Source organism: Clostridioides sp. LIBA-2809, assembly GCF_056688965.1.
In genome coordinates, this window is the sequence record NZ_CP197004.1 from 1,973,271 (window position 1) to 1,996,149 (window position 22,879).

Genomic DNA, 22,879 nt, shown 5'->3' on the forward strand with positions numbered 1-22,879 from the left:
AGAATAGGAGATAAGTATGAGTATTGAAGATTTATATGGTTTTGAATGTGTTCCTGTGAACAATGATATTGATATTGATGATTTATTTGAAAAAATGAGAGAAGATGGAAAAGAAAATGGATATACACCAATTATAGTTATTGATGAAAAAGTAGGATTATTAAGAGAAAATATAGATATGATTAATAAAGAGTATGGTTCTCTTGAAAACTATAGAAAATATTGCTTAGAAAAATGTAATGAAATTGATGTAAATGAATTCTTCGATTCTAGAAAGTGTGAGATTCCAGAATTGCTAACAGAATTAATGGGTTCTGAGGACACTTTTTATGATTATAAAAATTTCAGCCCAATTACAAATATAGATATATTTCAAGAAAATAACGAAGTTTACATAGCCAAAGTTCCAACAATTAAACCATATGAAGTATTTGCATATATACCAATTGGTGGATTTAATGATTGTCCTAGTGATGAAGAACATGTAGCTGTTGCAAAATATTGGTATGAAAAATACGGAGCATTCCCAATTGCAATTGGATGTGATACAGTTCAATATTCTGCAAAAAATCCAATTGAAGATAATAAAAAATTTGATGATTTGTGTATTGAATTAGTTCTATATTGTGAAGATATTATTGTACAAGGATATGAAACATTAAAAGTTCTTAAAGAAGTATTACAACGCTCCACAATATGGCTTTTTTGGTGGGATTAAGGCAAATACATGTGAGTTATAAGTATTAAATTAAAAGTTTTAGAAAATTCATATGATAGTATCTTTTTTGTGATTTACAATTATAACTTATGGAAAAACAATTATGTTAAAATAAACTCGTGAATTCGGCCATGAGGATGAGCTATTTACACTTCATGGCTTTTAAACATATTACTATATTACACTATTTTATTTTTTATATACAGTGTATTACAGTAATATGTTTAAATTATACAGATTTTAAAAATTATTTGATATTACAATTAATGTGTTTAAAGATAATTCTAGTTTATAAAATAAATACTTTATATGTTATAATCATTAAGAATGTAAAAAATAATATATCGTTTTATAGTTCATATTTTTCTAGATATGGAGGTGGATTTTATGAAGGAAGAAGAAAAATTAGAAAAATTAAAAGAAATACTACTTGAATTAGGAAGTGTTGTAGTTGCTTATTCTGGTGGAGTAGATAGTAATTTTTTACTTAAGGTAGCAAAGGATACATTAGGAGAAAATGTTATAGCTGTAACTATACATGCAATGATGCATTCAAGTAGAGAGATTGAAGAAGCTAAAGAATATACTAAAAATTTTGGTGTTAAACATATCATATTAAATATAGAAAACTTTGACTTAAAAGAGTTTAAAGAAAACGGTGCGGATAGATGTTACCATTGTAAGAAGTATATATTTTCTAAAATAAAAGAGATAGCAAAAGAACATAATATAAAGTACATAGTAGATGGAACAAATATAGATGACTTAGGAGATTATAGACCTGGTCTTAAAGCATTGAGTGAGTTAGGAGTAATTAGTCCATTAAAGGAGAGTAGTTTGAAAAAAGATGAAATTAGGTCACTTTCAAAAAAACTAGGATTAGGTACTTTCAATAAACCATCATTTGCATGTCTTGCAAGTAGAATTCCTTATGGAGTTCAAATAACAGACGAAAAACTAAGAATAGTGGAAAAGAGTGAAGAATACTTATCTGATTTAGGTTTTTCTCAATTTAGAGTGAGAATGCATGGAGATATAGCTAGAATAGAAGTTGGTCAAGAAGAGTTAGGTAAATTTTTTGAAAATAACAATTTTAGCAAAGTTGATACTAAATTAAAAATATTTGGCTTTAAATATGTTACACTAGATATGTCAGGGTATAAAATGGGAAGTATGAATTTAAATATGTAGATTATTTAAAAAATAAATAAATTTTGTAATTAACATAGGAAACAGGAGGTTTTATGAAAAGTTATACATTAATATCGCCATGTTTTTTTGGAATGGAAAAAATGCTGGCTAGAGAAATTACTAATTTAGGATATGAAATAATAAAAACAGAAGATGGAAGAATAACATATAAAACTGATGAGTTTGGAATAGCAAAATCAAATATGTGGTTAAGATGTGCTGAAAGAGTTCATCTTAAAATTGCTGAATTTGAGGCAAAAAGTTTTGATGAATTATTTGAAAATACGAAAAGGATAAATTGGTCTCGATATATACCTTATGGAGCTCAATTTCCTATATCAAAAGCTTCTTCTATAAAATCAAAATTACACAGTACACCAGATGTACAAGCCATAGTAAAAAAAGCTATAGTAGAAAGTTTAAAGAAAAGTTACTTGGAAGATGGTTTGCTTAAAGAAGATAAAGAGAAATACCCTATATTTGTATTTATACACAAAGACAAGGTAACTATTTCTATAGATACAACAGGAGATGCTTTGCACAAGAGAGGATATAGAGAAAAAGCAAATAAAGCTCCAATAAGAGAGACTTTAGCTTCTGGGCTTATTTATTTAACACCATGGAAAGCAGGTAGAGTTTTAGTGGACCCTATGTGTGGTTCTGGTACTATATTGATTGAAGCAGCTATGATAGGTATAAATATGGCACCTGGTTTAAATAGAGAATTTATATCAGAAAAATGGAGAACTCTTGATAAAAAAATATGGTGGGATGTAAGAAAAGATGCTTTTAATAAGATAGATAATGAATCTAAATTTAAGATTTATGGATATGATATAGATGAAGAATGTATAGATATAGCTAGAGAAAATGCTGAAATAGCAGGTGTAGATGAATATATAGAATTTAACATAGGAGATGCGACTCAATTCAAAAGTGAGGATGAGTTTGGATTTATAATTACTAATCCTCCTTATGGAGAAAGATTGGAAGACAAAGATAGTGTCAAACAATTGTATAAGGAGCTTGGTTATGCATTTAGAAAATTAAAAAATTGGTCGTATTATTTGATAACATCTTATGAAGATTTTGAATATGAGTTTGGACAAAAAGCAGCTAAAAAAAGAAAGTTGTATAATGGTATGTTAAAAACCAACTTTTTCCAATATCCAGGTCCTAAACCTCCTAGAAACAATAAATAGCTTTTACATTATTTATGGATAAAAAATATAAATTTTTATTAAAATAAGTAAAACATTATGACGACTTGAAACGTCTAATTATTGTGAGGAGATTTTTGTGAGCAAATTTCAAGATTAATAGGATTAGGAGGAGTTAAATGAAAGTGTTAAAACTTATTACTGTAGTAGCCCTAATGATGATATTTGTTACTGGATGTAATATTAAAACTGAGTCTCCAGAACAATTAGCAAAGATACCTGACTATGATGATACAAAAAAAGTATTGTATGATGGTATTGACCAGTTATTAAAACCAGACTCATCTATGATATTGCCTTCTAATGCAAAAGAAGTAGGAAAAATAAATAAAGTGGATTTAAATGGTGATGGAGTTGATGAGTTAGTAGTATTTGAGCAAAAAGAAGATTTAAGTAATAATGTAACTCAGGTAGGGTTTGTAACTTTAAGCTATAATGGAGAAAAATACGTACTTGGTGACCATTTTCTAGAAAATGGTGAGTCAATAGAATATGCCAATTTTTATGATTTGGATTCAGATGGATATAAAGAAGTCGTTTTATTGATTAAATCCAAGGACAAAACTAATATGCATATATATAAAGTAAAAGATAATGAAATAACAAAGGAGTATGACTTGGATGCGTCATGGCTTCCAAATAAAGAAGATTTTAATGATATGAAAGTGAAAATTGGATATATAGATGGAGATGACAAATTAGACATATTGATGCTTCATTTAAATAATAAGACTAATGAAATGTTTGCAAGTGTTGCGAACTTTGATGGGAGTATGAAAATTAAGGATTATGTTAAGTTTGAAAATGTGAAAAATTTGAGTGAACTATATATAACTTTAGGTAATGTTGCTTCATCTATTGGAAATTCCTCTGCTGCCATAAAAGGAGTTGTACTTGATATTCCTATATTAAAAGATAATAACTATATTACACAGATACTTTATATGAAAGATGGAAAAATTAAAAAGGCTTTTAGTGATTATGATAAAACTATCACTAAATCTTATTACATACCTGTAGATGATATTGACAAAGATAAGATTATAGAAATACCTATAGTAGCAGGTAACAATAGAAACACTTATAGCTCTAAAGCATCTGCAAATATAAGTTGGTATAGATGGAATGGAAAAGAAGATGCCAGTTCAAGCTTAATATTTACAAGTCAGATATACTATAATTATAAATATAATTTTAAATTATTTATTCCAAATAATTTATTTGATAAAATTCTTGTTGAACAAGAATTTGTTGGAGAAAAAGCAGTATTTAAATTTTATTATTTTGACTATTCAGACCGTAAGAATTTGTTTAATATAGTAGTAGAGAGTAAAAATAAACTTGAAGATAGAAAAAATCCAAATACTCAAAATTCTATCGTACTTCAAGAGAGTGATGAATATACTTTCTTGCTAGTTATAAATGATGCAAATGGAATGGATAAGCTAGATATTACTATAGACGCATTAAAAGAATATTTCTCATTAATATATGGTTAATATTATACTCAATTGGAGGTTTTATTTTATGAAGGAAAAGATACTTATACTAGAAGATGAAATTGGTATTAGAAGTTTTGTTAGTATAAACTTAAAAAGAGAAGGTTATGAGATAGTTGAGGCAGGTACTGGAAGAGAAGCTATAGAAAAAATGACAACAGAAAGTGATATTACAATAGCTCTTTTAGATGTGATGCTTCCAGATATAAGTGGAATAGAGGTATGTAAATTTATAAGGGAAAACTTTGACCAAGTAGGCATAATAATGCTTACTGCTAAAGCCCAAGAGGATGATAAAATAGAAGGATTTATTTCAGGAGCAGATGATTACATCATAAAACCATTTAGTATAAAGGAGCTTTTAGTTAGGGTTTCAGCTCTTCTTAGAAGAGTAGCAAAGGATGATTCAAATGTTAAGTCAAGTGAGATAGTTTCTCCTCCATTTATACTTGATATAGATAAAAGAAAGTTATTTAAAAATGGAAAAGAAATTGAGCTTACTCCAACTGAGTTTTCAATAGTGAAATATCTGATATCAAATGCCAAGCAGTCATTAAGTAGAGACCAAATATTAGATGAAGTTTGGGGAACTAATTACTTGTATGATTTTAAAATAGTAGATGTAAATATAAGAAGGATAAGAAATAAAATAGAGGATGACCCATCAAAGCCAAAATATATACAAACTATTTGGGGTTATGGATACTGTTTTAGAAAGGAAGAATAATAGTGTTACATTTTGAAGGTCTGAGAAAGAAAGTAATAAAAAACTACTTTATAATAATTATTATAATGGTTACTCTGTTTGAAGGATTGTTCATGTTTTATATACAAAACTACTACTATGATTCTGTCAAACAACTACTTGAATCTGAAATAAAATATGCTGATGAATATAATGCTATTACAATGGAAACTACAAGCTTTGAGAAAAAAGTAAAAAACATATTTGATAAACAACCATTAACTAAGAACTCAGAATTTGGAATTTCAATAATAGATAAGGATAAAAATATTATATTAGACCAATATGGTTTTAAGAGTAAAGAAAAAGCAAATTATGAAGATGTCAATAATGCACTAAAAGATATAAAGACCAAAAACTTAACACCATATACTTATAGAATACCAGATACAGGAGAACATGTTATGAGTATCTCTCTGCCACTTAAGGTAAATAATATAATAGAAGGTGTTGTTAGATATACAGTTTCATTAGATGCTATTGATAATGCGATATTAAAACAAGCTACATGGCTTATATTAGCTGGAATATTTATACTTATAATAGCTATATTAATAAGTCTTAAATTTGCTGAGACTCTTATAAAACCATTACGAGAATTAAAGAAATTTGCAAATGAATTAGCTGTAGGAAATTATAATATAAAATTAGAAAACATGAAAATTGTAGATGATGAGATTGGTGATTTGGCACAGACATTTGAACATATGGCACATGAGATTGATAAGAGTGAAAAATTAAAAGAAGAATTTATATCTTCTGTATCACATGAACTAAGGACTCCCCTTACATCTATAAAGGGATGGAGTGAAACCTTAGGTTATGAAAGTATAACAAGAGAAGAGTTAGATTTAGGTCTGGGTATTATACAAGATGAAACAGAAAGGCTTATAAAACTTGTGGAAGAGTTATTAGACTTTTCAAGACTTTCTTCAGATAGGATAAAACTTCATGTTGATATAGTTGATGTTGAAGGCTTAGTCGTAGGTGTTGTAAATCAACTTAAAGTTAAAGCTGCTGAAAAAGATATAGCACTTTTGTTTGAATTTGAAAATGAGTTTATAGAGAACATTCAAGGTGATAAGAACCGATTAAGACAAGTTCTTATAAATTTAATACAGAATTCATTTAAATTTACTAGTCAAGGTGGTTACATAAAAGTTGTAGTTTCTCAAAATGAAGATATAACGACCATATCAGTTGAAGATAACGGCTCAGGTATAGAAAAGCAAAATCTAAATAAAGTATTAGATAAGTTCTTCCAAGAAGATTATAATAAAGCTGGTAGTGGACTAGGCTTAGCAATTAGTAATGAAATTGTAAAGCTTCATGGTGGAAGAATGAAAATAGAAAGTGAAAAGAATGTTGGAACAAAAATAACTTTTAATATAAAAAATAAATTTGCTAAACAAGCATAAATTCTTAGAAAGAGGATTAATATGAGAAACATAAAAATGATAGTAGCATATGATGGTTCAAGATATAAAGGATACCAAAAATTAGGTGACAATAATATGACTATACAAGAAAAACTTGAAACTGTCTTAAGTAAAATGACTAATGAAACAGTTGAGATAATTGGTTCTGGAAGAACTGATATGGGAGCTCATGCTAGAGGGCAAGTGATAAATTTTAGAACAAATTGTATGGATTCAGTGGACAAAATTCAAAAATACTTATATGAATATTTGCCAGAAGATATAGTTGTAAAAACTGTTGAAGAAGCTGATGAAAGATTTCACTCAAGATATAATGTAAAATCAAAGACTTATATGTATAAAATTGACAATAACAAATATCATAATCCTTTTATAAGAAGATATGCTACTCATATAAGTAAAAAATTAGATTTAGATAGAATGATAAAAGCAAGTGAATATTTAATAGGAGAACACGATTTTACTAGTTTTGCTTCTTCTAAGTCTAAGAAAAAATCAAATATAAGAGAAATTTATTCAATAAATATAAAAGAAGATGATAATGTTATAGAAATATACATAGAAGGAAATGGATTTTTGTATAACATGGTAAGAATAATAGTGGGTGCTTTGATAGATGTAGGTCTTAAAAGAAAAGCTCCACAAGATATTAAGTATATGCTTGAATCGAAGGATAGAAGCCAATCATCAGATACGGCACCAGCTAAAGGGTTATGTCTTTGGAAAGTAAGATATTAGTTAATTCTATAGAAAATATTCTTGAAATAAAAATAAAATAAATTATATAGTTGACATAAATGGAAAAATAAACTATTATATATTTTATAAGAGAGTTATGAAAAAGTTTATATTTAAATCCTGTGAGAAAGAGAGTAACTTCTATGCGTTTTATAGAGAGCTAAGGATGGTGGAAGCTTAGCAAATGAGTATTGGTGAAAAGAACTTTGGAGGATGCTAATTGAATTTAGTATGTTAGTAGGTAATCTCGCCTTAAGAGAAAGAGTGGATAAGTTTATCTTATCAATTAGAGTGGTAACGCGGATATATTTCGTCTCTTGGTTTTTCCAAGAGGCGTTTTTTAATATATTTAATTACTAATGTTTATATAGTATGTTGAACATTTGCTAATTGATTAGCTAAGTTTATCAATAAGAGTGGTACCGCGGATATTTCGCCTCTTAGTATTTTAAAATACTGAGAGGTTTTTTTAGTATTAAAATGATTTTAAGTGAACTTAAATTCTCAAAATCATTCAATATTAAGAATTTCTATTAAATAAAAAATAAAAATCATAATTTAAATTGGGAGGAATTGAAAATGAAGGAAAAAGTAGTATTAGCATATTCAGGAGGTCTTGATACATCAATAATAATACCTTGGTTAAAGGAAAATTATGAAGACATAGATGTTATAGCTGTTTGTGGAAATGTAGGTCAAGAAGATAAAATGGAAGATGTTTATGAAAAAGCTTTACAAAGTGGAGCATCAAAGGCATATGTGGATGATATAAGTGAAGAATTTGTAACTGAAACTATATTTAAGGCTATAAAAGCAGAAGCTAAATATGAAGGGAAATATTTATTAGGAACTTCTTTAGCAAGACCTATAATAGCTAAAAAACTAGTTGAAGTTGCTCATAAAGAAGGTGCAAAATATATATGTCATGGATGCACAGGAAAAGGTAATGACCAAGTTAGATTTGAAGCTACAATTGCAGCTCTTGACCCAACTATAAAAGTTATTGCACCTTGGAGAATGTGGGATATAAAATCAAGAGAAGACGCTATAGATTATGCTGAAAAACACAATATAAAGGTAACAGCAACTAAAACTAAAATATATTCAGTAGATGCTAACCTTTGGCATGTATCAACTGAAGGTGGAGATATAGAGCATTTACAAAATGAACATAAGAAAGATGTCTACAAACAATGTGTAGACCCAGAAGATGCATGTGATGTGGCTGAATATGTAGAAGTTTACTTTGAAAAGGGTGTGCCTAAAAAGGTAAATGGTGAAGAATTACCTCCAGTTGCATTAATTCATAAATTAAATGAATTAGGTTGTAAACATGGAATTGGTGTTATAGATATAGTTGAAAATAGACTTGTTGGTATGAAATCAAGAGGTATATATGAGACTCCAGGAGGAACAATTCTTTATGAAGCACATAATATTTTAGAAAGTGCTACTCTAGACAAGGATACATTACATTTTAAACAAATGGTATCTTATAAATATGGAGAACTTATTTACAATGGATTATGGTATTGTAAGTTAAGAGAATCTATAGATGCATTTATGGAGCAAACTCAAGACAATGTTACAGGAACAGTAAAAGTTAAACTTTATAAAGGTAATATAAAACCTGCTGGAATATTTACTGAAAATGCTCTTTATGATGAAGGAATATCTTCTTTTGGAAATAGTGAACTTTATGACCACAAAGATGCAGAAGGATTTATTAATTTATTTACTTTACCATTAAAAATCAGAGCTATGAAAGCTGGAAAATAATATAATAAATTGTTTAAGAGCGTATAAAAACTATTTTTAGTTTTATATGCTCTTTTTTTATTTAGATTTATTCTATTATGTAATACACAATAGAGTAAGATATATTATAATTTCAAATAACTTAGTAATATAAAAATGTAATGTCCTTAAATATAAACTTTATAAGTATAAGAGCTATTGACTCTCTCATTGTAAGAGGGTTTATACTAAATCTAATAAAAATTTATAGTGAGGAGATAGACTATATGAGAAAAATAATTGAAATTAAGCATCATTCACATGATTATGAGTGTATGTGGAATGGTATAGAAGATTTATATATAAATAAAACAGGAGAATACCTTCCAAACGATTTTTTCTTTTTGCTATCAGGTTTTGGTTCCTTTTGTTATATGAAAACAAATAAAGCAGAGTTAAAAAGAATGGTAGCTTTGGGAGATGGAAGAACAAAAAAGATGTATGAATTTTTAGCACCAATTGTTGGTTTTGAATACAAACATCATGAGTTTAGAAGATATGAGCAAGCATTAAAAAAAGCGAAGTCTGAAATTGATGATGGGTATCCAGTCGTTTTAGGAGCTTTAGATATGTATTATTTACCATATTATCAGAAGTTATATCATAAAGAGCATATTCCTTTTCATTACATATTAATGGTAGGGTATGACGATAAGGAAGGAAGAATATACTTGTATGATTGTGGAAGAACTGAGTTATTATATCTTTCTTATGACGAATTACGTCAAAGTATGAATTGTAGTTATTTAGGGTTGAGTAAGGCAAATACTATTTGTACAGTTAGAATGAATGGTTCAAAGAATAAATATGAGATTGCAAGAGAAGCACTTGCTATAAAGAGCAATGTGTTTTTAAATCCACCTAAAGGATTTTTGGGATACAAAGGTTTTGAAAAATTTATCAAGGAATTACCACGATGGAAAAATGAACTAGAAAAAGATGATTATGATAAGATATTATCTAATATGGTTATGTTTTTTGGGACAGTGCCAACGATTCCAAATGCAATTAGAGGAATTGAAGGACCAGATAGTGTCAAATTTAAAGGTGGTTTTGATAAAATGAGTAGAATGCTTAATCAGCTTGGAGATGAATATAAAAATGACTCTTTCATACAAGGAGCTGAGATTTTTGATAAGTGTGCTACTATAATTGAGATAATATCTAATATTATAATAGATTATTTAACTCAAAAGGATGATGATACAGAGCAACTTCCTTTACTGTTTTCTGAAATTTTGAAGAATATGAAGACAGTATATTCAATTCTGGACGTATAAAAGATATTTTTATTGACCCTAACATAACGTAATAGTGTAATATGAAAATATAGCTTGAATGTATTAGTAAATATTGATAGCTATAAAATCAAGTTTTGAGGTGTTGATATGAGAACAGTAAAGCAGGTTTCAGATTTGACAGGAATAAGCATCAGAGCATTACACTACTATGATGAAATAGGTCTTTTAAAACCAAATAAAATTACAGATGCAGGATATAGGCTTTATGATGATGAAGCTATTAAGACTCTCCAACAAATTTTATTTTTTAAAGAGATTGACATACCTTTGAGGGAAGTTAAAGAGATAATGTCAAGCCAATACTTTGATAAAGTAGAAGCTTTAAAAAATCAAAAGAAGTTACTCATCTTAAAACGAAAAAGATTGGATGAATTAATAGAACTTATAAATAAAACTATAAAAGGAGAGGGTACTATTAATTTTAAAGAATTTGATATGAGTGAATATTTTAGTGTTCTACAGGAGTTTAAAAGAGAGCATAAAAATAAGATAATTAAAATTTATGGTAATGTAGAAAAATATGATGAATTTATTGAAAAAGTTAAATCTAGTGAAGAAAAAATTGCTAAAATGGCTATAAAGCAATATGGAACTATTGAGAAGTTTGCCAAGGCTATAAAAACAAACTTTAGCAGTGATATATTGAATTTAGGAGAAAAATTTGATATATATAAAAATGATTGTTTAAAAGAAAAACATCCTAAATTAAAAGAATTATATAGAAAACTCGTAGAAGACTTAAATAAGAATCCTTCTTCAAAAGAACTTCAAGAGATAGCCAAAGAAATAACTGATATATCTAAGAAAGATTACGAAATTTTTTATATGGATACTGGAGATGATAATTGGTACTACATGGTACAAAATTATTTGATAAATCCTATGTGGATAAACGATGTAGATGAAAAATATGGAAGTGGAGCAGGAAAGTTTATTGGACAAACCCTAGAGATTTATTTAGGAGATAAAAAGCCTAAAATAAATCTATTGTATGAAAAGCTTGTATCAGATTTAAGTAGAGATTGTTCATCAAAAGAGGTTCAGAGTATTGTTAAAGAAATAGACAATGAAATGAAAAAGAGCAACGATTTTTATAAAATAGATAATGGAGAAAGATATTTTGATTACATGGCAGAACTTTATTTATCAAATTCTACATATATAAAAGTAAATGATAAGAAATATGGTGATGGTGCATCTAAGTTTATTGGAGAAGCTTTTAAAATTTATTTTGATAGTAATAACTTATAAATAAAAGCAATAACTATTGCAAATTTTAGAGTAAAAAATCTGTATATGCTATTAATATGCTTCATAAAAGCAGAAAACAAGGATATAGATTATATTACTTTTATCAATATCCTTGTTTTAAGTTATTAAAATATATAATTGATATCAAATTTGACACTTTCAACAATATTTCCTAAATATGTCTTTATACCTTCAACCTCTTCTAAAGATTTTAATTTATTTTCAGTATAAATTGCCTTATCAAGAATATTAAATCTTAGACCTATTTCATCAAAATACTCATGGTTTAAAACTTTATACCAATGATTTCTTTCTTTGTCCCATCTTGTAGATATGGAATCAGCTTCTTTTTGAGCTTTTTCCCAATCTTCATTTTCTATAGATTTTTCCAAAATAGACATATTATCTTTGTAGCCCTCTGTAAAATCATATAGTTTATTATTAATGTAAAATCCAAATAATAAGAATAAAATAGCCCATATTATAACAAATGTTGTAGATTTCAATATTAATCACCCTTTTTATTTTGAATAAATATTTTGTCGTTTTCGTCTAAAACACAAATAAGAACATCCTTAAAAGTTTCTATGTGGTTAGATTTTAAGATACCCATTAACCAATTAGTGTCTTTTTCAGCTATATCTAAATTTTTATTTATTATCCTACCATCCAATATAAGTGGAATTGGTAAATGATTAAATGCTCTTGGAGGAGTACTATTATAACTCGATGCTGGTACAACACTTAAATTACCATCAGTCTCCAAAATGGCATACTGGACATCTCTTAGATTGAAGTATCCTTGAATTCTCAGTTGTTCTAACAATTCATCTATACTAACTCTTTCTTTTTTAAGTTCTTTATATACAATTTTTCCCTTATCTATTAGTATAGAAGGTTTACCTGATAAAAATGAACTTAATTTTCTACTTTTTAATGATAGGAATGAAATTAGAGTCTGCATAATTACAAGTCCAGTTATTGCTGCAACGCCATTTATAATTGGTATATTATTATTTTCCATTGGAACAGATGCAACTTCCGCAATTAAAAGTGTTATAACTAAATCGAAACAGTTCATCTCAGCTATCTCACCTTTTCCCATGACTCTAAGCGCAATTAGCACTGTTATGTATAATATAATACTTCTTACTAATACTACTGTCATATCTATCAATTACTCCTTTAAAAAATATTTGCATTTAGTTATTATGCCCCGTATAAAAATTTTAATTCAAGATATAAAAACACCTTAAATAACTGAATTCAATTATTTAAGGTGTTCTTGATAACTTTAATATTAAATTTTTTATAGATTTTCTATTGCTTTTATTTATTTTAACAACAGATTCAACAAAATTTTTTTTATCTCCTAATTTTAAGATAAAATCAGGGTATTCTTCAAATTCATTGAGTTTTGTTAATTTAAAAGAAGAAGATAGATTTTTAAAATTAATAATTTTGGTGTTATTTACTAACACACTTCTTTTTTTAAAATAGATTTCTTTTTTACTTATATTTAGTATATTTAATATTTGTTTAAGATATATTATTATATCTTCTGGAGTCTTATCGAATTTAAGTTCGAAATTTTCATCTTCAAAGTATGGGATATAATATAAAGGAGTTTTGATAGGAGGTAATTTATCATATAATTCTTCAAGAGTATTGATATTTTTAGGGTAGTTAAGGTAAAAGCCTTTACATACATTCATTAAATCCATAGCATCTGAAAGTGAGTTATGTTTAATATCTCCTTCTAAAGAAAAAATCTTTTTCATATTCAGTAAAGATAATTGTTTAGATAAGATTCTATTATTGTATGTAATATGTTGAGAGATAAAAGGTTGAATGTCAATCATCATATTAAATAATTCTAAGCATTTACCAGTATATTTATATACTCTAAATGAATTTAGAAGACCAGCAATGTCAAAATCACCCCAATTATATATTGTAATATCATTAAATTTACAAAACCATTTATAAAAATCATCCATAACATATAAAAGATTAGGAGCATTATCAATATCTAATTGGTTTAATTTAGTGAGTTTTTTACATTTATTTGAAAGTATTTCATTATATTTTGGTTTAACTAAAGAATAATAGTCATCCAATATATTAAATTTATTATCAACTAAAACTCCACCAATTGAAATTAATTCAGCTCCACTATATTCTGATTTGTTTTTATTATCATCCAATATATTAAATTCAAAGTCTATAAATAACTTGTATTTCATAAATATAAAGCACATCCTCATGTATATTATTTAGTAAGATTAAGCATCATAAGAATCAATAGATATAATGATTCTAAACATCAAAGGCTCATTACAACTTTTATTTATTTCGTAATTTAACTCAAATAAATCTTTTAGTATGTAATTTATAAGTATCCTTTCCCAGCCCATTTTTAAATTAACTTTAGAGTCTAGCAATGTACTTTCTATTTTTTTAAATATTTCTATATTTGCTGGTATTATACTAAGTTCAATATTACTTTTAAATGGGTTAGACTGCAAATCAGTTATAAGTATGTTCTTTAATTCTTCTGTAAGCTCAGAAATTAAATTATCACCTATATATTTTTTAATTATTTCTTCTCTAATTTCTCTTAAGTTTAGCAATATTAGTCCCTGCTACTTATAATATATTATATAAAGTGTAGTAAAATTCAAGCAAATTTTTTACTACACTTAAAATAGTAGCTTTTCCTTTCCTTTTAGTTTTTACTACTGATTTAATAATAGAATACATTTTTATGAAAATCAATCAAAAGAAATAACCTATCGGTTAGGCTTATATCCTCTACCTCCTATGGAGAGGAAGAGGAATTTCGCCATTATAGGTTACTTGAAGTAAATTATATTTAGAATTTACCTATTCCTTTTTCTGATAATTTTTCTAACATATCTTTAGTCATCTTATCTAAATCGTAATTAAATTTAAAATTCCATTCTTTTACTGCACTACTGCTGTCTAGAGAATTAGGCCAAGAATCAGCGATACTTTGTCTTACAGAGTCTACATCATATTCTATTACAAAGTCAGGAATATATCTTTTTATAGAAGCGGCTATTTCCTCAGGAGCAAAACTCATAGCAGTAATATTAAAAGCATTTCTATGAATAAGTTTATCAGCTGGAGCTTCTATTAAATCTACTATTGACTGAAGTGCATCAGGCATATACATCATATCCATCTTAGTACCTTTTGCTATATAAGATTTATATTTCTTATTTTTTAATGCTTCATAATATATGTCAACTGCATAATCTGTAGTTCCTCCACCAGGGGGAGTAACATAAGAAATAAGGCCTGGGAATCTAACTCCTCTAGTATCTACTCCAAATTTTGAATGATAATAATCACACAATAACTCACCAGAAACTTTAGTCACACCATACATAGTATTAGGTCTTTGTAATGTATCTTGAGGAGTCATATTTTTTGGAGAATTTTCACCGAATGCAGCAATTGAACTAGGTGTGAAAAATTTACAATCTAATTCTCTAGCTACTTCAAGACCATTTATTAATCCATTCATATTTAAATTCCATGCTTCTAAAGGTTTACTTTCAGCAACAGCAGAAAGTAAAGAAGCTAGATGAATTATAGTGTCTACATCGTATTTTTTTGCAATTTCCAAGAAGTGATTTTTATCTGTAACATCTAATATTTCAAATATACCAGATTCACACACAGGATTCCCTTCTTTTATTCTTCTTGAACTAGCAATTACATTTTTTTCTCCATATTCATTTCTAAGTTTTATTGTTAATTCTGAACCTATTTGTCCTAATGCACCTGTTATAAGTATTTTTTTCAATTTGACAACCTCCTCGGGGTTTGATTTATGTAGTATTGCTTATTTTTATTTTAGCAAATCTTTTGTTTAAATACAAAGAATTAAACTCAATAATATATTGCTTAATTTAATAGAGTTTAGTTACTGTCTGAAAAATTATAATTAATACATAAAGGTATATCATATAATACTGGAAAATTAGATTAAATTATTACAAATAGATATAGATTGTGTGACTAAGTCACAGAAACTAAAATAAATTTAAGATATAATAAAAGCATATCATCTGAAAGATTTAATGAAGACAATTTCATAAAAAAGTAATTTAAATTTAGAAAACTATAAATTTATCTATCATAAATATAAGTTAGAGTTTATGGGTATAAAAATATTATATAAAAATATTGATATTATTATATTAAGTAATGATAAAATATGTAAAATAAAATCTGAAAGGAAGTATAAAAATGACAAGACCATCAATATATCATAGCCAAGGATACACTTGTGCAGAGGCATTAATAAAATCATATAATGAAGAACATAACACAGATATACCGATTTCTATAGGAAGTGGTATGGGGGTTGGAATTACTGTTGGAAGTGTATGTGGAGCTGTAAACGCAGCTATTGTTATAATAGGCTACTTAAATGGAAGAAATAGTAATTTGGATGAAAATATGGCAAGAAAGTATTCAAGAGAATTAATGAATAGAGTAAGAGGAAAATACAGTACAGAAATATGTGCATCATTGAAAAAAAATAAAGTAAGTTGTGAAGAAATAATAAATTTCACATACGATGCTTTAAATGAAATGCTAGAAAATCAAAAATAATTATAAAGAACAAGTATTTTGCATTTTATAGAATACTTGTTTTTTTATGTTATTTTCAATAGATAATGATTTTATTATAATATTTAAATCAATCTCATTATATTTTAATTAATATAAATTACTTCAAAAAATAATAATTGACAAGAAAAAATACAAATATAGAAATTAAGAAAATGTAAATTGTTTAATATAAAGTGAGTTGCTATATTCGTCTAGATAAAGCTATATAAACTAGTGAGTAAATTTATAAATTATAAAGAAATATATATTAAAATAAAAGGAATAATTAATATAATATAAAGTAAAAAAACAAAAATTTATATAATTTATTTATGAAATAAAGAAAAAATAGAAATTTTCAATAAAATACAAAGATTATAGCATAATATGGTATAATTAGTAAAAATATAGAGATTGGAGGAATTGATTTGTTTATAGAGGAAGAATTAGAAGGATATATATTAAAATGTAAAATATCTGAAGACTTTAAAGATAAGCCCGGATATAGTGATGAAGAATTTTACGTTACAGTCTATAAAGATGAAAGTTCTGACTCTGGGTATTATGCTTTATTAGAAAATAAAGAAGAAAAAGTAGTATGGGATGGAGAAATTGTTGGCAATAATATTTTTAATAAACTTTGGGTTGTAGTAGACAAGGTTAAAACTGGATAATAATGCAATTGTATAGTATTTATAATATTTTAAATGGATTTTCATATATATGATATGAGTAAATAACAAAGATTATTCGATACTGGAGGGGTAGTTTAATGGAATATAGTTATAGCAAGATGAATCTAAAAAAAGGGGATATTGTAGAAGTGAATTTAGAAAAACAAGCTAACGTAATATTGCTAGATCATATAAACTATGTGAAATTTAAAAATCAAAAAAATTATGATTACTATGGTGGATTTGCTAAGAAAAATTTATGCAGAATGAGGGTACCTAATACAGGGACATGGTATCTGGTTGTAAATCAAGATGGAAATAGTGGGATAGTTAACTTTTCAATTAATACAATTCAAAATTAATAATGTCGGATATTATTAATTATTGTGTATTTTATATAATTAGAATAGAATTAATAAATAGTTATTATAAAATAATAATTTGTAAAGATATAAATAAATATATCTTTACAAATTATTTACAATGATTACTTTTTTAATTATTCTTAACTAAATTTTTTTACATATGTCAATGTTATTTATACAATTAAAACCTTTTTTGTTAGCATAGAGCTCCACCTGTAAGGTGTAAAAGAGCATCAAGTATATCTTCTTTTCTTTCCAAAACATCATCTGATAAAAGCATTTCTATAAATTTATCAACACCAATTCTGTCAATTGTTATTCCAAAACGTTCACCTGTCTTACCTTGTTCTCTAAATAAAAGAATTGCCTTTTCAATTAAAGTCATAAGTTCCTGTTTTGAAAATAATCTATCAATCTGTGTTCCAGGACGAACAGATTTGCCCCATTTTCCTCCAATATATACTTTATAACCAGATTCTTTTTCTTCAATACTGTCAAAATTACAACTTTCTATACATTTACCACAGTTATTACATAGATTGCTGTCTATTTCAAGTTTACCTTCATCTGTTAATTTAGCTGCTTTGACAGGACAGACTTCCATAACAGCACATTTTTTACAACCAACACAAAGTTCAGAGTCGTAATCAGGTACACGTTGACCAACAATTCCAAGGTCGTTTAAGTCGGGTTTAATACAATTGTTAGGGCATCCTCCAACACCAATTTTAAATTTATGAGGTAGCTTTACATCATACCAACCTTTGTAAAATTCTTGATGTATTTCAGCAGCAAGTTCCTGTGTATCAGTTAATCCATGAACACAAACAGTACCCTTACAAGCTACAACAGGACGAACTCTTGAGCCAGTTCCACCTGTGATTAGATTTTCACTAGCAATAAATTCACTTAAAGCTTCAATATCTTCAAATTTTACACCAGGTAATTCTACTGTTAATCTAGTAGTAAATGCTAATTGACCATTTCCAAATTTTTCAGCAGCTTCTGCAATCTTTTTTGCTTGAGCTGTGTTTATTACACCATTTACAGTTATTATACGTGCTGCAAAATGTTCTCCATCTCTACTTGGTAAAAACCCTCTACCTTTTAATTCTTTTTTTTGTTCTGCTGTAATATTACTCATAATTAATCCTCCATTACCTTAAGATTTGGATAAAATAGTATTCCGCCTTCAAGAACTTTTGCATTTGTATAGCCAAATCGTTTTAAACGATTTTGAGCCATATAGCTATTTTTACCTTTTGCACATATAAGAAGAATTTTTTCATCCTTAGAAAGACCTTCAATTTCTCCATTAATCTCACCAACAGGAAGATAACGTAAACTAGGAATAGAAGGAGCTTTTGAAACATCTAGTTTAGTCCAGCTGTCGAAGTCTTCTATTTCATCAAGTAAAACACTATCGAGTTCTCCATTTAGTTTGTTTTGTAAAACATTTACTGATACGACAAATGGATGAATAGCAGTTGAAAAAGGTGGTGCATATGCAAGGTCCATACTTTCTAGTGAATAAAGGTCAGCTCCTAAAGTTATTGCAGTAGCAGAGATATCTACTATTTTATCGACTGCTCCAGGTCCCATAACTTGAACACCTAATAATTTTCTAGTATCCTTTTCAGCAACCATTCTTATAATAAAATTAGAAGCACCTGGATAATAGTGAGCTTTGTCATCAGTCGCTATAGTTACAGAACAAACATTATAACCTTCTTTTTCAGCAGCTTCTTTACTTAAACCTGTCTTACCTACATTGAGTTCAGGCAATTTTACTACAGTTGTTCCAAGAGCACCCTTATAAGTTTTAGATTTGCCAGATATATTTTGTGCACAAATCCTACCTTCATGATTTGCAGATGAGCCCATAGGTGACCATGTAGGTTTATTTGTTAAAGCATTTTTTACAAAAGCGCAATCCCCAACTGCATAGATGTCTTTATCATTTGTAAGCATATACTCATCTGTAATAAGTGTTTTATTTGGAGCAAATTCTAAATCTGTGTCTTTTAGAAAATCTGTGTTAGGACGAATTCCAACTGACATAACTACCAAATCTGTTTTAATAACTCTATTTTTAGTACGAAGCTTTTCGACCTTATTTTGACCTTCAATACCTACAACTTGGTCACCTGTAAAAATCATTATACCTTTATCAGCCATGTGATTTTCAACATATTCAGCAAAGTCAGTATCAAATCCAGGCATAACATGTTCAGCCATATCAATAACACTTACACGTATACCCATTGCAGAAAGGTTTTCAGCAATTTCAAGACCAATAAAACCTCCTCCAATAACAACAGCTCTTTTAACACCATCTCCAAGAGAATCTCTTAGTGTTATAGCATCATTTGGAGTACGCATAAAGAATACTCCAGATAGGTCAATACCAGGTATTGGCGGTTTTATTGGGTCTGCTCCTGTAGCAATTACAAGTTTGTCATAGCATAAATTTTCTTCTGCTCCCGTTGAAATCGTTTTCACGCTTACTTGTTTTGCCTTTCTATCAATAGATGTAACCTCAACTCCACAATGAACTTCTGCTCCTGTTAGCTTCGAAAAACTTTCTGGTGTATTTACAATTAAAGATGATTTATCCTCAATTACATTTCCAACATAGTATGGTAGACCACAACCAGCGTAAGAAATATCTTCACCTTTATTTAGAATCGTAACAGAACAGTTATCACCCATTTCACGTTTTATTTTTGCAGCAGTCTTTGTTCCAGCAGCAACTCCACCTATAATTAATACTTTCACAATATATCACACTCCAATCTCTTTTATAACTCTATGCTAAAATTATAGTCCTTGACAATACATTTGTAAAATACTAAAATATTAATAAAATCATAAGTATTTACTAATGTTTGCTAAGGTTGTGATAATATGACTATTCGCAGTCTTGAGATATTTGTTAAGGTTGCCGAGTGTGGTAAAATGAGTGAAGTAGCAAGAAATATGTATATTACACAGTCATCAGTTAGCCAAGTTATTTCAGAAATAGAAAAAGAGTATGGAGTTAAGTTATTTGATAGAATTTCAAAAAAATTATACTTAACAGAAGCAGGGAAAAAACTTCTTGGATATGGAAGGCATCTTTTATCTATAAATGAAGAAATGAATGATTGCATGAAACACTGTGCAAAAAACATTCGTATAAGAGTTGGTGCTACAGTAACTGTTGGAACATGTGTAATAAGTCCAATAATATTAGAATTATACAAGGTAAATCCCTTGCTAGAACCAGAAGTATTTGTAGAGGATACAAGGTTGATTGCAAAGAAACTACTTAATAGTGAATTAGATATTGCAATTGTAGAAGGTAAAATAAAGCATCCAGATATTGTTACAAAAAGCATTATTAATGACCATCTTGTGCTTATATGTTCTAATAAGCATGAATTTTACAAAAGAGATTACATAAACGTTTCAGAACTTTCAAATCAACCATTAATTATGCGTGAGTTGGGAAGTGGCACAAGAGCACAGCTAGAAAGTCAGCTAAAAGAATTGAAAATACCAATGAATATTAAATGGTCGTGTTATAATTCTGAAGCTATATTGAGAGCAGTTGTAGATAACTTTGGTATTGCAGTTATATCTGAATTGCTTGTTGAAGACTATTTAAAAAAGCATCTTTTATGGTCCTGTGATATTGAAGGTATTAATTTACAGAGAACATTCGATATTGCATATCATAAAAATAAGTTTTTTACAGAAAACATTTCATCGTTTTTTGATATTTCAGTAGAATTTGGAAAAAAACAAATGAGAAAAAAGAATAAAAAAATAAATGTTTTATAATATATTAAAAATATAATAACTAATAAAAAGAAGAGTATATTAATATGCTCTTCTTTTTATTAGTTATTATATTTTTAAATAGCTTTAGTCTAAAAAATATCTTTGCTATTTTAAGTTAATATTAGCCTAAATTAACACCAAAATTTCCACATAATCCTGCAAGACCATCTTCAAAACCAGAGCCTAAAGCATTGAATTTCCATTCTTCATTGTGTCTATACAGTTCTGCAACTACTATTGCTGTTTCTATGCTAAAATCTTCACCTAATTCATATTTAATAAGCTCTTCATTAGTTTCTTCATTGTATATTCTTATATATGAATTTTCAACCTGTCCAAAGTTTTGTCTTCTTGTAATAGCTTCATTTATAGTAACAGTAAAAGATATTTTAGCAATATCCTGTGGTATTTTAGATAAGTCCACATTTATTTGTTCATCATCACCTTCACCAACACCTGTTCTATTATCACCCATATATTCAACTGCTCCAGAAGCATGTTTTAAATTATTATAGAATATAAAATCTCCATCATTTGTAACTTTACCATCGGCACCAGTTAAAAATGCAGAAGCGTCTAAATCAAAATCAAATCCACCATCATACTTGTTAGTATCCCATCCTAATCCTACCACTACTTTTTTAAGACCAGGATTAGTTTTTGTTAAACTTACTTTTTGTCCTTTTGCCAAAGTTATACCCATTTAAAACAACTCCTTATTATAAATTTTTTATTGTAATTATTATTAACTATATATATTAGTTAATTCACGAAGTTCTTCATTTTGACCAATACCTAAAGCATTAAATTTCCATTCTCCATTTCTGAGATAAATTTCACCTGCCAAAACTGTGACTTTACCAGAAAAATCTTCTTGAAGGTTATACTTAAATAATTCTTGTTTAGAATTTGCATCAACTAATCTTATAAAAGAATTATTCATTTGACCGAAATCTTGATTTCTTTTGTTAGCTTTGAATATAGAGACTCCAAAAACTATCTTATGTACATATTCTGGAATATCATCTAAATTAACCATTATCTGTTCATCATCACCTTCACCTCTTCCAGTTAAGTTATCTCCAGTGTGTATGATAGCTTTAGAAGGATGCTTAAGATTACCAAAATAAACTAAGTCACTCTTAGAACTCATCTTATCTTGGCTAGTCAATGCTATCGCAAATGCATCTAGGTCGTAATTTTTTCTACCTATTTTGTTCATGTCCCATCCTAATCCTACAATCACATTTTTTACAGGATTATTGTCTTTTACTAAACTTACTCTTTGTCCTTTTTGTAAACTAACACTCATTTTTAGTTCTCCTTCTGTATTTTAATTTTTATTGGTACTTATAAGTGTAAGAATTATATTAGATATATTATATACATATTTAGACCGATTTGGCTATATATATATTATTTATTATATAATTATGTAAGTTTTTTATAATTTAAATAGATTGCTA

At 27.7% G+C, this 22,879-nt stretch carries 23 protein-coding genes and 1 other annotated feature; of the genes, 14 read left to right on the plus strand and 9 right to left on the minus strand.

Annotated features, from left to right (window positions below):
• Positions 1-16 precede the first annotated feature (16 nt).
• The 10 genes from ACTG44_RS09465 (at position 17) to ACTG44_RS09510 (ending at position 11,899) form a co-directional block, all read left to right on the plus strand.
• Entirely contained in the window at positions 17-718 is a 702-nt protein-coding gene (locus ACTG44_RS09465; protein WP_021384578.1) for a DUF4253 domain-containing protein, read from the plus strand.
• Positions 719-1,105: 387 nt separating this feature from the next.
• Entirely contained in the window at positions 1,106-1,909 is an 804-nt protein-coding gene (gene larE, locus ACTG44_RS09470; RefSeq protein ID WP_021384585.1) for an ATP-dependent sacrificial sulfur transferase LarE, read from the plus strand.
• Positions 1,910-1,962: 53 nt separating this feature from the next.
• Positions 1,963-3,111 (plus strand): THUMP domain-containing class I SAM-dependent RNA methyltransferase, encoded by a 1,149-nt coding sequence (locus ACTG44_RS09475; protein ID WP_021384593.1) that lies wholly within the window; start codon positions 1,963-1,965, stop codon positions 3,109-3,111.
• A 137-nt stretch (positions 3,112-3,248) separates the two neighbouring features.
• Positions 3,249-4,628, plus strand: coding sequence for a hypothetical protein (locus tag ACTG44_RS09480; protein ID WP_021384577.1), 1,380 nt, complete (start codon positions 3,249-3,251; stop codon positions 4,626-4,628).
• Between the two features lie 28 nt (positions 4,629-4,656).
• Positions 4,657-5,355 carry a cell wall metabolism DNA-binding response regulator WalR gene (gene walR / locus ACTG44_RS09485; protein ID WP_021384573.1) on the plus strand — a complete coding sequence of 233 codons (699 nt, stop codon included), beginning with the start codon at positions 4,657-4,659 and terminating at the stop codon, positions 5,353-5,355.
• Positions 5,356-5,357: 2 nt separating this feature from the next.
• Complete coding sequence (gene walK, locus ACTG44_RS09490) at positions 5,358-6,791, plus strand: cell wall metabolism sensor histidine kinase WalK (RefSeq protein WP_021384580.1); 1,434 nt, start codon at positions 5,358-5,360, stop codon at positions 6,789-6,791.
• A 21-nt stretch (positions 6,792-6,812) separates the two neighbouring features.
• The gene (gene truA / locus ACTG44_RS09495; RefSeq protein WP_021384584.1) at positions 6,813-7,550 is read left to right on the plus strand and encodes a tRNA pseudouridine(38-40) synthase TruA; all 738 of its coding nucleotides are present in this window, start codon (positions 6,813-6,815) and stop codon (positions 7,548-7,550) included.
• A 113-nt stretch (positions 7,551-7,663) separates the two neighbouring features.
• Positions 7,664-7,871: a binding site (T-box leader), on the plus strand.
• A gap of 258 nt (positions 7,872-8,129) precedes the next feature.
• A complete protein-coding gene (locus ACTG44_RS09500; RefSeq protein WP_479918685.1) occupies positions 8,130-9,329 on the plus strand; it encodes an argininosuccinate synthase in 1,200 nt (399 codons plus the stop codon).
• A 245-nt stretch (positions 9,330-9,574) separates the two neighbouring features.
• Positions 9,575-10,627: a BtrH N-terminal domain-containing protein gene (locus tag ACTG44_RS09505; RefSeq protein ID WP_479920208.1), complete on the plus strand. Its 1,053-nt coding sequence runs from the start codon at positions 9,575-9,577 to the stop codon at positions 10,625-10,627.
• A 108-nt stretch (positions 10,628-10,735) separates the two neighbouring features.
• A complete protein-coding gene (locus tag ACTG44_RS09510; RefSeq protein ID WP_479920209.1) occupies positions 10,736-11,899 on the plus strand; it encodes a MerR family transcriptional regulator in 1,164 nt (387 codons plus the stop codon).
• A gap of 125 nt (positions 11,900-12,024) precedes the next feature.
• Here ACTG44_RS09510 and ACTG44_RS09515 read toward each other — a convergent pair whose 3' ends face one another.
• From ACTG44_RS09515 to ACTG44_RS09535, 5 genes are all read right to left on the minus strand, one after another.
• Positions 12,025-12,405 carry a DUF4363 family protein gene (locus ACTG44_RS09515; RefSeq protein WP_021384574.1) on the minus strand — a complete coding sequence of 127 codons (381 nt, stop codon included), beginning with the start codon at positions 12,403-12,405 and terminating at the stop codon, positions 12,025-12,027.
• A gap of 2 nt (positions 12,406-12,407) precedes the next feature.
• A complete protein-coding gene (locus ACTG44_RS09520) occupies positions 12,408-13,067 on the minus strand; it encodes a DUF421 domain-containing protein (RefSeq protein ID WP_021384595.1) in 660 nt (219 codons plus the stop codon).
• 106 nt (positions 13,068-13,173) lie between these two features.
• The gene (locus ACTG44_RS09525) at positions 13,174-14,145 is read right to left on the minus strand and encodes a 3'-5' exonuclease (protein WP_479920210.1); all 972 of its coding nucleotides are present in this window, start codon (positions 14,143-14,145) and stop codon (positions 13,174-13,176) included.
• Positions 14,146-14,184: 39 nt separating this feature from the next.
• Positions 14,185-14,532, minus strand: coding sequence for a hypothetical protein (locus ACTG44_RS09530; protein ID WP_021384581.1), 348 nt, complete (start codon positions 14,530-14,532; stop codon positions 14,185-14,187).
• A 242-nt stretch (positions 14,533-14,774) separates the two neighbouring features.
• The gene (locus tag ACTG44_RS09535) at positions 14,775-15,734 is read right to left on the minus strand and encodes an L-threonine 3-dehydrogenase (RefSeq protein ID WP_021384587.1); all 960 of its coding nucleotides are present in this window, start codon (positions 15,732-15,734) and stop codon (positions 14,775-14,777) included.
• A 446-nt stretch (positions 15,735-16,180) separates the two neighbouring features.
• On the opposite strand from ACTG44_RS09535, the gene ACTG44_RS09540 reads away from it, so the two are divergent.
• The 3 genes from ACTG44_RS09540 to mrpB all read left to right on the plus strand — a co-directional run bounded on the left by ACTG44_RS09540 (position 16,181) and on the right by mrpB (position 17,585).
• Complete coding sequence (locus tag ACTG44_RS09540; protein WP_021384579.1) at positions 16,181-16,549, plus strand: C-GCAxxG-C-C family (seleno)protein; 369 nt, start codon at positions 16,181-16,183, stop codon at positions 16,547-16,549.
• Between the two features lie 428 nt (positions 16,550-16,977).
• The gene (locus ACTG44_RS09545) at positions 16,978-17,223 is read left to right on the plus strand and encodes an MrpA family protein (protein ID WP_479920212.1); all 246 of its coding nucleotides are present in this window, start codon (positions 16,978-16,980) and stop codon (positions 17,221-17,223) included.
• A 98-nt stretch (positions 17,224-17,321) separates the two neighbouring features.
• Positions 17,322-17,585 carry a DUF1883 domain-containing protein MrpB gene (gene mrpB, locus ACTG44_RS09550; RefSeq protein ID WP_021384598.1) on the plus strand — a complete coding sequence of 88 codons (264 nt, stop codon included), beginning with the start codon at positions 17,322-17,324 and terminating at the stop codon, positions 17,583-17,585.
• Positions 17,586-17,784: 199 nt separating this feature from the next.
• On the opposite strand, the gene ACTG44_RS09555 is transcribed toward mrpB, so the two are convergent.
• Both ACTG44_RS09555 and ACTG44_RS09560 read right to left on the minus strand, forming a co-directional pair.
• Positions 17,785-18,732: a 4Fe-4S dicluster domain-containing protein gene (locus tag ACTG44_RS09555; protein WP_021384600.1), complete on the minus strand. Its 948-nt coding sequence runs from the start codon at positions 18,730-18,732 to the stop codon at positions 17,785-17,787.
• Between the two features lie 2 nt (positions 18,733-18,734).
• Positions 18,735-20,366 (minus strand): FAD-dependent oxidoreductase, encoded by a 1,632-nt coding sequence (locus ACTG44_RS09560; RefSeq protein WP_479921636.1) that lies wholly within the window; start codon positions 20,364-20,366, stop codon positions 18,735-18,737.
• 129 nt (positions 20,367-20,495) lie between these two features.
• Between ACTG44_RS09560 and ACTG44_RS09565 the strand changes: the two genes are divergently transcribed.
• On the plus strand, positions 20,496-21,413 hold the full coding sequence (locus ACTG44_RS09565; RefSeq protein WP_021384601.1) for a LysR family transcriptional regulator: 918 nt from the start codon (positions 20,496-20,498) through the stop codon (positions 21,411-21,413).
• A 121-nt stretch (positions 21,414-21,534) separates the two neighbouring features.
• Here ACTG44_RS09565 and ACTG44_RS09570 read toward each other — a convergent pair whose 3' ends face one another.
• Entirely contained in the window at positions 21,535-22,116 is a 582-nt protein-coding gene (locus ACTG44_RS09570; protein ID WP_021384599.1) for a TerD family protein, read from the minus strand.
• A 42-nt stretch (positions 22,117-22,158) separates the two neighbouring features.
• The gene (locus ACTG44_RS09575; protein WP_479918691.1) at positions 22,159-22,725 is read right to left on the minus strand and encodes a TerD family protein; all 567 of its coding nucleotides are present in this window, start codon (positions 22,723-22,725) and stop codon (positions 22,159-22,161) included.
• Positions 22,726-22,879 lie beyond the last annotated feature (154 nt).